The sequence below is a fragment of the Maribacter arenosus genome (genome assembly GCF_014610845.1).
GTDB lineage: Bacteria > Bacteroidota > Bacteroidia > Flavobacteriales > Flavobacteriaceae > Maribacter_A > Maribacter_A arenosus.
In genome coordinates, this window is sequence record NZ_JABTCG010000004.1 from 41,792 (window position 1) to 54,648 (window position 12,857).

The following is a 12,857-nucleotide window of genomic DNA, read 5'->3' on the forward strand; positions in this document are numbered from 1 at the left end:
ATCTTGTCATACCCCAATAGGCTCTAGTCTTGCCACTCTGCGATGAACAGATTGGTATCCCTTCCTCCTCCATTGTTCCGATTGCTCGAAAAAGCCAAATACCTTCCGTCATTGGAGAAAACGGGAAAGGCGTCAAATGTTTGGCCGTGGGTTACCCGCTCTAAATTCTTTCCATCGAGATCGATCAGGTATAAATTAAACGGAAATCCTTTCTCAGCCTCAAAATTACTTGAAAAAAGGATTTTTTCTCCCGAGGGATGAAAAAACGGACTCCAATTGGCATTTCCCAAGAAGGTCAATTGTTTTAGGCCACTACCATCGGCATTACAGATAAAGAGCTCCATTTCGGTCGGTTGTACGAGGCCTTGGGCCAACAGATCTTTATATTCCTTAATGGCCTCTGGAGTTTTCGGACGTGATGCCCTAAAAATAAGTTTGCTTCCATCAGGCGAGAAAAAAGCACCTCCGTCATACCCAAGTTCGTTCGTAATCTGTTTTACATCGCTTCCGTCCAAGTTCATGGTATAGAGTTCAAGATCGCCACTTCGGGTAGAGGTGAACACGATTTTATCCCCCTTAGGTGATACGGTAGCTTCCGCATCATACCCTGGTTCATTAGTCAATTGGGCAGTGATATTCCCTTTTAGGTCAGACACAAATATGTCGAAGGAATCGTAGACGGGCCAAACATATTTACCATTCTTCCGCAAAGGCACTTCAGGACATGCCGCATCTGCCAAGTGGGTAGATCCATATACAAAATGTTCGTTGTCGGGTAGAAAATAGGCACATGTGGTACGACCCATACCCGTACTTATCATAGGAGGTTTTTTATCTTTGAAGTTCTCGGTAACATCCATCAAGAACATTTGGTCGCATTGCAAACCCCAATCCTCGTTGTTCGATTGAAAAATGATTTGCTTGTCGTCAAAACTCCAATATGCTTCGGCATTGTCCCCCCCAAAAGTGATTTGGCGAATAGATTTAAAATGTTTTTCCCCATCATAGATCAAGGTGTCCGCACCTGCCATAAGCGAGGTAGGGTTTTCCTTTTCGCCCATATCTTTTTTGGGTTCATTTTTACAATTAATGAATAGGATTACAAAGACAAAACACAGAAAAGTTCTCATAGGTTGTTTATTTTTGGTAAAAACTAGGTACAAAAATGATAAAAAAGATAGTATTACCATTGATTTTGGTGTTAATCGTTTCCTGCAAAAAAGAAAAAACAAACGCTTTCACGCTTCAGGATGATGTCTATTTTTTGGCCAGTGACAGTCTAAAGGGTCGAGCTACAGGCTCGGCGGAGGAACTTATGGCTGCGGAATATCTTATGGGAAGAATGAAGGACTTACAATTGAATCCTGCTGGGGATTCCGGAAAATTCTATCAAACGTTTTCCTTTACACCGAAGAAAGACCCGCATCAGGAAGTGATATATGGTCGCGGGGATAGCACTATAACAGGTACGAACGTCATCGGCTTTCTAGATAATAAGGCGGCGCATACGGTCATCATAGGAGCCCATTATGATCATTTGGGAATGGGGGGTGCCGGTTCTTTGTATCGCGAAGGTGCCGCAATACACAATGGAGCGGACGACAATGCCAGTGGGGTAGCCGTACTCCTTCAAGTTGCCGACAGCCTTCAAAAGAAAGGCCCTAAAAGCAACAATTATCTGTTTATGGCTTTCTCTGGGGAGGAAATTGGTTTGTTGGGCAGTAATTATTTTTCCAAAAACCCTACGATCGACTTATCCGATGTTACCTATATGATCAATATGGATATGGTGGGTAGGCTCAGGGAAGACAAAACCCTCTCGATAAGCGGCACAGGAACCGCCCCCATATGGAACCAGGTGTTGAATGCCACGAATCCAGGATTTAAATTGGTACTTAAGGAATCAGGGGTAGGGCCTTCGGACCATACGTCATTTTATTTGCAAGACATTCCGGTATTGCATTTTTTCACGGGACAACATGAGGATTATCATAAACCTTCGGATGATGCCGAAAAACTGAACTATGAAGGTATGCAGCAAATTGTAGGTTTCATCACCGATGTGATTTCCGAACTTGATGACGACCCGAAATTGACCTTTAAAAAGACCAAGAACGAGAGCGAGGAAGTTCCTCGTTTTAAAGTGGCTTTAGGCGTGGTGCCCGATTATCTTTTCGATGGCGAGGGTATGCGGATCGACGGTGTGAGCGAAGATAAACCTGCCCAAAAAGCTGGACTTATGAAAGGTGATATTGTTGTTCAAATGGGCGATAGCACCGTCGTGGATATGATGAGCTATATGCGGGCTTTATCGGCCTTTGAAAAAGGCAATACCACCAAGGTAGTCGTAGACCGAAAAGGAGAAAAGATCACCGTAGACATTACCTTTTAATTTTCCAACATGAATTTTAGGTCAATCCATTTTGAAATGGCTGTCCATGAATCTTATTTTGGATTATTGAAAGCTGTATTATGAAATCTAAAACATACTTGTATATGAGAATCAATGGCATCTATTTTTTGGTATTCATATTACTTATCGCTTTTGGGTGTAAAAGTAAGTCCCAACCGGTTTCTACTACGGAAACAGCACATGGGCACCCCCATTATTCTACGATTGGTAATATTTCCGACTATAAACTGATATTCCCTTCTAAAGTCCCAGATAGGATTATTGTCAACTTAACTGAGGATCCTGTCCATAGCTTTGCGGTCAACTGGCGTACCGACCAAGAGACCACTAAAGGATATGTTGAGATTGCAAAAGAAACCCATGGCCCTGATTTTCTTGTGGAAGGCCATATCCGGCGAATTGTGGCCAACTCCCAAATTCTCGAGAAAGGCGATACTAATGCTAAAGAACCTTTGGTCAACGCGGCCTTCCATTCCGCTGTAGTAGATAGTTTAGAGCCGGGCACTATATATGTGTATCGCGTTGGTGATGGGTCCGTGGAAGATAGTTTTTGGAGCGAGTGGTTTCAGATTGAGACCCCTAGTGCCGACGAAAATGATCCTTTTAGTTTCATCTATTTTGGGGATGCCCAGAATAATGTAAAATCTATGTGGTCCCGGGTAATACGTAAATCCTATAAGATGATGCCAGAAGTAGATTTTATGCTTCATGCCGGGGATCTTATCAATCATAGCGAGGCCAATCTCGAATGGGGCGAATGGTTCCATGCCGGCGGATATATCCACGCGACGGTTCCTAGCATTATGACCCCAGGAAACCATGAGTACGACAAAACGACGTTATCGACCCTTTGGAGGCCTCAGTTCAACCTCCCCAGAAACGGACCCATAGAAGCGGTTATGGAAACCTGTTATGCCCTCGATTATCAGAACATGAAATTAATTTCTATAGATGCCATTAGTTTTGAGCGCGACAGTATATCGAAGCAGGCCCAAGTGAAATGGGTAGATTCGGTTTTGGCCTCGAATACGAAAAAATGGACGGCCCTAACAATGCACTATCCCATATATTCAACAGCGGAAGGGCGTGATAATATTGTTTTGCGAGAAGCCTTAAAACCGCTTATAGACAAATACAAGGTGGATCTGGTACTTCAGGGTCATGACCACACCTATGCAAGGGGGTATGACCAAAACAAAGGCCAAGGTTTAACAGTAGTAGAAGATGCCGGTACAATATATGCCGTATCAGTAAGCGGACCCAAAATGTATACCTCCCAAGACCAGGATTGGATGATAAAACGAGGAGAATACACACAATTGTTCCAAATCATCACCGTAACGAAGGACACTTTAAAATATGGTTCATATACACCCCTAGGCGGCTTGTACGACGCTTTTGACCTGATCAAGGACAAGAACGGAAAAAAGAAATTGATCAATAGGGATGCGGACATCCCCTTGCGTTTAAAAAAGGATTTTAATAAGCAATGAAAGGCCCCAAGCCTTTAAGGATTATTATCCCGGGCCGAAGCATCACCTTTAAAACCACACAGTATAGTTTATAACTAAGCCATTTTGATATGGTGTGCATTCCGGCGTGTTTATTTTTTTTTGGATTGGGCCTCAATTCCCGTAATTTTGCCATCTAAATCAATTAGATGCCCAAAATCGGAGACATTGAGTTACCCGAATTCCCCTTGTTACTTGCCCCTATGGAGGACGTGAGCGACCCTCCTTTTCGTGCTTTGTGCAAAGAGCAAGGGGCCGATGTGGTGTATACCGAATTTATCTCTTCGGAGGGGTTGATCCGTGATGCGGCCAAAAGTGTCATGAAACTTGACATTTATGAAAAAGAACGCCCCGTAGGAATCCAGATTTTCGGTGCTAACCTCGAATCGATGTTACAATCTGTTGAGATCGTGGAAAAATCCAATCCGGATATTATCGATATCAATTTTGGGTGCCCGGTAAAGAAAGTGGTCAGCAAAGGGGCCGGCGCAGGTATTTTAAAGGACATCGACCTGATGGTATCCTTGACCAAGGCCATGGTAGAACGTACCCATTTGCCTATTACCGTGAAAACACGATTGGGATGGGACCATGATTCCATTCGGATCGTTGAGGTGGCAGAACGTTTGCAGGATGTGGGCTGTAAGGCAATTTCCATTCATGGAAGAACCCGGGTACAAATGTATAAGGGCGTAGCGGATTGGGCTCCCATCGCTGCCGTGAAAAACAATTCACGTATGCATATCCCTATTTTTGGTAATGGGGATGTTGATACCCCAGAAGCAGCCATGAAAATGCGAAATGAATATGGTTTGGATGGCGCGATGATCGGGAGGGCCAGTATAGGCTATCCCTGGTTCTTCAAGGAAGTGAAGTATTTTTTAGCCACCGGCAAACATTTGGCCCCTCCCACTATGGAAGAAAGGGTAGAGGCTGCCCGAAGACACTTACAAATGGCCATTGATTGGAAAGGTGAGAAATTAGGGGTTTTTGAAACCCGTCGACATTACACTAATTATTTTAAAGGCATTCCCAATTTCAAAGAATATCGAATGAAAATGGTCACGAGCGATGCCGCTAGCGATGTTTTTGATGCGTTTGATGAGGTTTTGCAAAAATTCGGGGACCATGTTTTTGAGGCCCATTAAGCCGAAATCAACTTTTTGGTAATTCGACTACTGGCAATTTTCGAGGCGATGATGCCCAGTACAATAATCGTAGCCAGGACAATCAAAATATTCATCCACTGATATTCGACCGGATAGGCCAAGGTAGGGGTAATCTTCAACCAACCAAAGACGAGCTGTGACCAGATCAATAAGGAGGCCAAGAGCACTCCGATGAGGCCTCCTGCCCCTGTGACGATGACCCCCTGAACAAAATAGATCCTTCGAAGATCTTTAATGGTGGAACCCAGACTGTAGAGGGTTTTGGAATTTTGCTGCTTATCCAAGATCATCATGATAATCGCCCCTACCACATTAAATAGGGCAATGACCAACACCAAAGTAAAAATAAGATAGGTAGCCAGGTTTTCGGTATTCAGCATGCGATATAACGAACTGTTCTGTTCTTCACGGTTCTTTAATCGTATGGTGTTATCGAAAATCGCGGCAATTTTGGTCCGTAATTCAGCACTATCGGCATCGGGTAGCAATTTGAAGTTAATGCCTGAGACCTGTGTGGTGTCTTTTTCCAAGAGAGCCTGTACCAAAGCCAGATCGGTAAACACATATTTTTTATCCAACCCCTCTTCCACCGAATATACGCCACTAATGATCAGGGGCAGCTCATTGTAGGGCTTGGTTTGTGAAATTGAACCCTTACCCGGTTTGGGGGCAAGAACGACCAAAGGGTTTCGGGTTTGGTTAATGGTCAGCCCCAATTTATTGGTCAACCCAATTCCGGCCACCCCTTGTTGGTCCGAGAAAAACCAATTTCCAAAAATAAGGGCACTATCGATTTCGGTGGTCGTCGTATACCCTTGGTCTACCCCTTTGATAAAGGCAAAATGATTCTTGCCCTTATGGGTAAAGGCAACCTTTTCCTCCAATTCCTTTGAAAAAGAGGCAATACCGTTAATTTGGGCCAATTTATCTTCCTGTTCAGGGGTGATGCTAAAAAACTTTCCCGTTGTCGGGGTCGCTTTAAGATCGGGGTCGAAGATAGTGGTATAGGAGAGGCTAAAGGTCTTTAATCCGGCAAAACCCGAAAGTACAATAAACAAGGATGCCGATCCAATGACGATTACAACAAACGTCACAAAGTTAATGATGTTCACTGCGTTTTGGCTGCTTTTTGAGCGCAGGTATCGTTGTGCTATGTAGAAGGGAAAATTCAAATCAAAGCCTAGGATTTTTTTCGTTTCGGAAGTAGATCTCTGTTCACTATAGGGTTTTCCTCCCCTTTTAAGGACTTTTCAATATTCTCGATATAGTCCAAGGAATCATCCAAATAGAACAAAAGTTCGGGCACCCTTCGCAGTTGGTGTTTGGTACGCTGGGACAATTCGTGTTTGATCAGGGGTTGGTTCGACCGTATACCTTCCATGAGCTCCTTGGCCTTCTTGTTCGGGAAAATACTGAGATAGACCTTGGCGATTGACAGGTCGGTGGTTACATTGACCTTGGATACTGATATCAGGACCCCGGTCAACCCCCCATCGATGGCTGCACGTTGCAAAATATCAACGATATCTTTTTGAATGACGCCCCCAATCTTTTTCTGTCGTTGTGTTTCCATAGGGCAAAAATACGCAGAATTACGGGTATAATTGATTTCAGGTTCTTTTTCACCTAAAATGGAAGCTCAATATTTTGTGTAGTTCGGGTTATTACTTAAATTTGCCCTCGTTTTGGCACAAATGTCGCTATTAAACCAGATAGCGCTAAATACTGCAAAATTGGTCCTATAGCTCAGCTGGTTAGAGCACCTGACTCATAATCAGGGGGTCCCTGGTTCGAGCCCAGGTGGGACCACAAAAATTTCAAAGTCCACGTTCCATAAGGAGGGTGGACTTTTTCTTTTGAGACGAACTTGCACAAAGATCGACCAAGCCTACTATAGGAAGATAGTTAAGAAAAGAATAGGCTGGGGGACTGCCCTCGGTAATTAATAATACGCCTTCGGACACTAAAGGATGTAGTTCATCCCTTATCTCCTCATCGATTACTAGAAAAGCGGACCTTTAGTTTATTACAAACAAGATCAGATCATTCAAGTTAATCATCTGACCATATTACCATTTAAAGGAATGTAAGGGTTACATTTCCGTTGCAAAATCTAAATACTAAAATGATGAAAAAAAACATTCGATTATTGAGCTTTTTAGCGATTATTATCTTCGCGTTCAGTGCTTGTTCCACCGCCGAAAAACCTGAACCCTTGGATATGGTGGCTGTTAAGGCTGAGATACAGGCTATGGAAGACGCCTATGCCGCTGCGGAAAAGGCCAAAGATGCCGATGCGGTTGCAGCTTATTACAGTGAAGACGCCATAAGTTATAGCCGCAATACCCAACCTGTTTCAGGTAGGGCAGCTATTAGGGACAGAATCGCAGAACGTATTGCCAATGACACTTTGGGTAATTATAATGTTTACAAAGTCGTAGACCTGTTTGCAGAAGGTAATTCCGCCGTGGAGATTGGCTCCTGGACAGAATTTAATACCGAGGGTACAGAAACCGAGAACGGATATTATATGTCGTATTTCGAGAAACGCGACGGTAAATATGAATGTGTACGCGATATGTCCCTAACTACCATGCCTGAAAAGGAAGGGATGTAATGGGTTAAAAGAATACCATTGTTCGACTAAACTTTTTGGAGCCTGCTAATTGCGGGCTCCTTTTTTGGTAGTCTGGGTCATTTGCAGGTGTATGTCATTACTAGAGGAAAGAGGAAGATACCTGGGCGAAAAGCCTGTATGCCGGCAGACAGGTTTAAGCGGAGTACACCCTAGCTACCAAGAGGGCAAGGTCGCGGAATGTCGGGAACACAAACCTATTTGGAGTACGTGCAAGGGCTGGCCAACTACACCACCACCGTAGATAATTCCGGCGGCGGGTTGGCGATTAGTTATAAAAATAAATAAGTCGTTTCGGTTCCCAAAAAGATTCAGGAATCAGGTAATAAGCTCATAAAGACCAATAATGGCCCCAAGGGCGATCAACCCCAAAATAATTTCCAAACCTACGTTCAATACCGAAAGTATGGTATTGATCACTCCATCTGTATTAAAATAAGGTTCCATAGTGTATGTATTTAAATGAACAATTTTCTTTATAATAAGATACAAATTTGTGTGGTGAACTGCAGCAAATTTGTTGTGAAATCGCCAAAAGGTGTGGTTTGATCGCCTTTGAGCTGCATTTTATCGAGAATTTGGCGGGTACAAGTCATAGTAATGTTGGCAAGGCTACGGCTATGGTGGAGGTCTATGCGAAGGATTTTACCCTTGTAAAAGGCCAAATAATCAAGGCCTGCCTTGCTAATTTCCATGACTTTTTTCAGGCAATGTTTCTATAATAGGTGGTATCTTGCCAACTCCTTGGCGGCCTTTTCCGATGAGCGATGAGCGATCTGGTCTATACAATGAATTGTTTAACTTCTAAAGAGAAACTACGATGTCAAATGAATTTGAAAAAGGAACACTATTTTCCTTCAACAACAGTATCGCCTACGCCGATAAGGCGGTGGTAAGCAAACACATCTTAAAAAAAGAAACCGGAAACATCTCCTTGTTCGCTTTTGACAAGGGCGAGGGCCTGAGTGAACATACCACCCCGTTCGATGCCTTGGTTTTTATTGTAGATGGCAAGGCCGATATACAAATAGCTGGGGTTTCCCATATCGTTAAAGCTGGCGAAAGCATCATCATGCCGGCCAAAGTCCCCCATGCCTTATATGCGGTAGAGCGTTTTAAAATGGTACTGACCATGTTAAAGGGTGAAAAGTAAAGGTGACTTGGGTTTTCTATGTTCACTACATTGAACAACCGATGAAAGGACCAGGCCTTAAACCTTGTGGTGTGATCTTATTCTGGCAATAGTGGATCGATGACTTTTCATTTCGAAAGCATATTCATCAAAAAAAAGGCGATCAATTGGAAATGCGACATATTAGGTTTTAGGCTGCTATTTTCAGCCCGATGATACAAACATTGGTTCAACAACAGCTGGACATGGTATATAACCAAACTGTGGCATTTTAATGATCGTTGTTTTTAACAAGCAATAAGGACAATAAAAAAACCCCTGTTTCCAGGGGTTCCTTATAAAATAATTTGAAGGTTAATTACCGCTTAGGTTTTTGTCATATACCCAAATTTCATCCCAGCTATTATCTAATACCTGGTCATAATCAAGGATAAAGGTATCCCAGGATTCATTCCCATGGACCTTTAGAAAGGCAGCTTTGAATTTTGGGTCCTCATCATATTCTGCCCATTTCTTGCTGAATCCAACGGTGGCCAAATGCCTTCCAAGATTACCCTGCCGGAATAGGTTATCATAAACGCCCCATGGGTTTTCCCCTTCCATGGATTTAACCGCATCGCTTATTTGTTTAAGGACGCGATCAACACTGTGGCCGTGTTCTGAATTAACTTCCCAGTATCTAACATGCAAAATAGGATAGACGGAAGAATCTGGCGTAAGCATACTTGTATTTGAAACTTTATCGTCTTGTTCCCAATATTCCCCGCTTTCTATTTTTTTGACATAGGGCATCACATTATCACGCCAATCCTCATCATGACCTCCTGCCGCAGGCCTTGTATCCAAGTCGGCAAATTTTAAAGGACCCATCATCCAAATCAATTTACCAGTATTGGGGCCAGAATTTATAGTGTATACAGTGACACTATGGGCGCCTTCACTATGATATTTCTGGTTGTGCTTCCTCATATTTTCGCCAAATACCTTGAGTTTGGTATTATCAGGCGTTAACATAATCGATTCCCATATAGGTTCTTCCATAGTGCCTTCTTGGGCCTCTACGGTAACTAAAGCCCCAAAGACCATTGCGGTCAGGAGAGCAAATGAAAGTGTTTTTTTAAGCATTACGTTACGTTTTAAATTGTTAGATTATTTTCCATGAAAGAACTTATTCTGCGGGGTAAACACAAACCAAAAAGGACGAAACATGGTCTATGATGTCCGAATGGCCATAAATATTTATCCAAACCCGGCGAATGACCATGTTAAAATAAGTTTTTGGGATTCTACTGGAAGATTTTGTGCATGGGAAAAGTTCAATTAAGCGATGGCCCAAATTGTTTATCCTGGGATTGTGGTAATTTCCAAACCCTCCAAAACCTCAAGCCAACTATATTAGTCCAGTACCCGCCCGATGAATGCATTTATTTTTCTCCTTTCAACTTCTTTAATCGTAATTCAACTGATGGGCACCTAAAGCTCCTACTCCTTGTAGTGCAATACATTTCGGTCGAAATACGACAAGGATCTGCTTTGTCGGGTAAAACCGTTCTTCGTCTAAAACAGGAATATACGTTCTGTTTCCATCGTACTATTGCTGCATTAAATTATTAACCCTTATGATGCGAACAAGGATAAATTATATTGAGATAGGAAAGTTTCTTATTTGTTTGGGCCTTGCCTGGATCGCTTGGATGTGCAGGTACCATACAGGCTCGGTTTTTTAAAAGTGCTTTCGTGACAACTACTAAAGTTATCGGCCATTTCAATTTAGGGAATGGCCATTTTTATTTGAAGGTTTATTTATCCGGGCTTAGGTAAAGGAATTGAACACAAATGCCTTCATGAATCTTCCCCAATAAAAGCGCATGAAAATGCTCTAACCTCTAAAACATGAATTCTTAGGGGTCTTATACTCAATTTGTATAATGATCTCACCAAATTATTGGGGTCTATTCTTAAAATTCTTCTGTTCGTCACAGGTCTTTGTGTAGCCATAAAAATCGACGAAAAAAATTGAATTATATGACTTTTATCATTATTTCGGTTTTTACCTTATTGTATTTTTGCCTTCCATAAATTAGGGTAAAACCCTACTGACTTGACTTATAATCAAAGTTAAAATATTGGATATTAGATTGTTACCAGGTCTATTGCTGTCAATTTGATGCACGATTGTTTATTATCCACAATGAATTTCGAACATTCCCTTATTGTTTAAAAGGGTTCGTTCCTATTTTAATAAAACAGCATGACCGACAATCGAAAAAGAACTATCCCTACGAAAAGAAACGCCGTATTATCAGGTAAAGCATACCTTAGGGCTACTTATGTAACCAAGAATCTTCTAGTTACATTCTTAATAATAAGCTCCTTTGTAGGTTGTAATTCTGAAAATAAATCGACCGCTTCCACTCAAAAAACATCCATAAAGAAACCACCTGCTGCAAATGATGAGTTTTTTCAATCCATCGGAGAAGATATCGGTTTGGATTTTATGCATTCCATCGGAGCGGATCATATGGAGAACATTATAGAATCTGTTGGCGGTGGGGCTGCTTTTTTGGATTATGACCAAGATGGGTATATGGATATATATGTGTGTAGCGGCACTTGGGTAAAAGGGTTCAGTAAAAGTGAAAAACCAAAAAGTACAGCGACCAACCATCTGTATCGGAATAATCAGGATGGCACTTATGAAGATGTGACCCAAAAAGCTAAAGTTGGTGGCCCTTGGTATAGTATGGGGGTTACGGTTGGGGATTACGACAATGATGGCTTTCCCGATATATATGTAAGTAATAATGGGCCGAATACCTTATACAGAAATAATGGTAACGGTACTTTTTCAAATGAAACGGAGAAAGCATCGGTCGGTGGGGGCAAGTATTGCAGTGTAGGTGCCGTTTGGATGGATTATGACAATGATGGTTTTCTAGATCTTTACGTAGGGAATTACCTGAATTTCGACCCCGATTATAAATATTACTATGCGCCAGATGGCTTCCCAGGCCCCCTGGCCTATGATAGCCAACCCGATATTTTATATCACAATAAGGGGAATGGCACTTTTGAGGACGTGACCCAAGCGATGGGAATAACAGATATCGATGGTAGGGCAATGGGCGTTGGTGCCGCGGATTATGATGATGATGGTTTTGTTGACATTTATGTCGCAAATGACCATACGGTAAATTACCTCTGGCACAATGAGGGCGGCAAGGGATTTACAGATCGGGGTACCATGTCCGGCACTGGGTTTAGCCAATCGGGGGAGGCAACGGTAAGTATGTCGGTTGATTTCGCCGATTATAACGGGGATGGATTGTTGGATATTTTCATTTCTGACGACAACTACTGTTCCCTTTATGAGAATTTGGGAAAGGGCGTTTTTAACGACCAATCGTACTATTCCGGTATTTCTGTGGCATCTGGCCAATTTGTAGGGTGGTCTTCCTCTTTTTTCGATTACGATAATGATGGCGATGCCGATATTTTTAAAACCAACGGAGAATTAAAACACCTATATGGCCAGGAGGATCAATTATTTGAAAATACCGAAAAAGGTAGATTCAAGGATGTATCCGTAGAGCGAAGTGGGTATTTCAAGGAAGAACATGTTGGCAGGGGAGCCTGTCTAGGGGATTATGATAATGACGGGGATATCGATATCTATATCGTGAATTTAGATAGTATCGGTGTATTTCTACGCAATAACAAAGGGAACCAAAATAATTGGCTCACTTTGAAATTGGTCGGTAAAACCAGCAATCGGGATGGCATTGGGGCACGAATAAAACTCACATCTGGGGGTAAGGTGCAAACCACCCAGAAAAAAAGCACCACAGGATACTTAAGCCAGAACGACCCACGGCTTCACTTCGGACTTCTAAATAACGACCTTGTTGAAAGCATCGAGATTAAATGGCCTTCAGGCAAAAACCAGGTTTTGGAACAGATCAAAGCCAACCAAATACTTACGATTGTAGAACCATAA

Annotated in this window: 11 protein-coding genes and 1 tRNA gene; 7 read left to right on the forward strand and 5 right to left on the reverse strand. The window is 42.3% G+C overall.

Features of this window, described 5'->3' with window-relative positions; genetic code table 11:
* Window positions 1–23: 23 nt before the first annotated feature.
* Window positions 24–1,130 (reverse strand): TolB family protein, encoded by a 1,107-nt coding sequence (locus tag HPE63_RS11155; protein WP_188314364.1) that lies wholly within the window; start codon window positions 1,128–1,130, stop codon window positions 24–26.
* A 38-nt stretch (window positions 1,131–1,168) separates the two neighbouring features.
* Between HPE63_RS11155 and HPE63_RS11160 the strand changes: the two genes are divergently transcribed.
* The 3 genes from HPE63_RS11160 to dusB all read left to right on the forward strand — a co-directional run bounded on the left by HPE63_RS11160 (window position 1,169) and on the right by dusB (window position 5,072).
* Entirely contained in the window at window positions 1,169–2,392 is a 1,224-nt protein-coding gene (locus HPE63_RS11160; protein WP_188314829.1) for a M28 family peptidase, read from the forward strand.
* 80 nt (window positions 2,393–2,472) lie between these two features.
* Window positions 2,473–3,906 (forward strand): purple acid phosphatase family protein, encoded by a 1,434-nt coding sequence (locus HPE63_RS11165; protein WP_223198129.1) that lies wholly within the window; start codon window positions 2,473–2,475, stop codon window positions 3,904–3,906.
* Between the two features lie 167 nt (window positions 3,907–4,073).
* Window positions 4,074–5,072 (forward strand): tRNA dihydrouridine synthase DusB, encoded by a 999-nt coding sequence (gene dusB, locus HPE63_RS11170; RefSeq protein WP_188314365.1) that lies wholly within the window; start codon window positions 4,074–4,076, stop codon window positions 5,070–5,072.
* Here dusB and HPE63_RS11175 read toward each other — a convergent pair.
* The gene (locus HPE63_RS11175; RefSeq protein WP_188314366.1) at window positions 5,069–6,265 is read right to left on the reverse strand and encodes an ABC transporter permease; all 1,197 of its coding nucleotides are present in this window, start codon (window positions 6,263–6,265) and stop codon (window positions 5,069–5,071) included. The two genes, dusB and HPE63_RS11175, sit on opposite strands and share 4 nt — an antisense overlap.
* 8 nt (window positions 6,266–6,273) lie before the next feature.
* Window positions 6,274–6,666, reverse strand: coding sequence for a 30S ribosome-binding factor RbfA (gene rbfA, locus HPE63_RS11180; protein WP_188314367.1), 393 nt, complete (start codon window positions 6,664–6,666; stop codon window positions 6,274–6,276).
* A gap of 162 nt (window positions 6,667–6,828) precedes the next feature.
* Here rbfA and HPE63_RS11185 point away from each other — a divergent pair.
* Window positions 6,829–6,902 (forward strand) — tRNA-Ile (locus HPE63_RS11185).
* A 316-nt stretch (window positions 6,903–7,218) separates the two neighbouring features.
* Complete coding sequence (locus HPE63_RS11190; RefSeq protein WP_188314368.1) at window positions 7,219–7,710, forward strand: nuclear transport factor 2 family protein; 492 nt, start codon at window positions 7,219–7,221, stop codon at window positions 7,708–7,710.
* 336 nt (window positions 7,711–8,046) lie between these two features.
* On the opposite strand, the gene HPE63_RS18575 is transcribed toward HPE63_RS11190, so the two are convergent.
* A complete protein-coding gene (locus tag HPE63_RS18575; protein WP_262890208.1) occupies window positions 8,047–8,175 on the reverse strand; it encodes a hypothetical protein in 129 nt (42 codons plus the stop codon).
* Between the two features lie 373 nt (window positions 8,176–8,548).
* Between HPE63_RS18575 and HPE63_RS11195 the strand changes: the two genes are divergently transcribed.
* Window positions 8,549–8,881 (forward strand): cupin domain-containing protein, encoded by a 333-nt coding sequence (locus HPE63_RS11195; protein WP_188314369.1) that lies wholly within the window; start codon window positions 8,549–8,551, stop codon window positions 8,879–8,881.
* A 333-nt stretch (window positions 8,882–9,214) separates the two neighbouring features.
* On the opposite strand, the gene HPE63_RS11200 is transcribed toward HPE63_RS11195, so the two are convergent.
* Entirely contained in the window at window positions 9,215–9,985 is a 771-nt protein-coding gene (locus HPE63_RS11200; RefSeq protein WP_188314370.1) for a hypothetical protein, read from the reverse strand.
* A gap of 1,126 nt (window positions 9,986–11,111) precedes the next feature.
* Between HPE63_RS11200 and HPE63_RS11205 the strand changes: the two genes are divergently transcribed.
* Window positions 11,112–12,857 (forward strand): CRTAC1 family protein, encoded by a 1,746-nt coding sequence (locus HPE63_RS11205; RefSeq protein ID WP_188314371.1) that lies wholly within the window; start codon window positions 11,112–11,114, stop codon window positions 12,855–12,857.

What these genes read in the sequence shown, in the direction of transcription:
- HPE63_RS11155 (WP_188314364.1), bottom strand. Translation starts at nt 1,130, where the DNA reads ATGAGAACTTTTCTGTGTTTTGTCTTTGTAATCCTATTCATTAATTGT.
- HPE63_RS11165 (WP_223198129.1), top strand. Translation starts at nt 2,473, where the DNA reads ATGAAATCTAAAACATACTTGTATATGAGAATCAATGGCATCTATTTT.
- dusB (WP_188314365.1), top strand. Translation starts at nt 4,074, where the DNA reads ATGCCCAAAATCGGAGACATTGAGTTACCCGAATTCCCCTTGTTACTT.
- rbfA (WP_188314367.1), bottom strand. Translation starts at nt 6,666, where the DNA reads ATGGAAACACAACGACAGAAAAAGATTGGGGGCGTCATTCAAAAAGAT.
- HPE63_RS11190 (WP_188314368.1), top strand. Translation starts at nt 7,219, where the DNA reads ATGATGAAAAAAAACATTCGATTATTGAGCTTTTTAGCGATTATTATC.
- HPE63_RS18575 (WP_262890208.1), bottom strand. Translation starts at nt 8,175, where the DNA reads ATGGAACCTTATTTTAATACAGATGGAGTGATCAATACCATACTTTCG.
- HPE63_RS11195 (WP_188314369.1), top strand. Translation starts at nt 8,549, where the DNA reads ATGTCAAATGAATTTGAAAAAGGAACACTATTTTCCTTCAACAACAGT.
- HPE63_RS11200 (WP_188314370.1), bottom strand. Translation starts at nt 9,985, where the DNA reads ATGCTTAAAAAAACACTTTCATTTGCTCTCCTGACCGCAATGGTCTTT.
- HPE63_RS11205 (WP_188314371.1), top strand. Translation starts at nt 11,112, where the DNA reads ATGACCGACAATCGAAAAAGAACTATCCCTACGAAAAGAAACGCCGTA.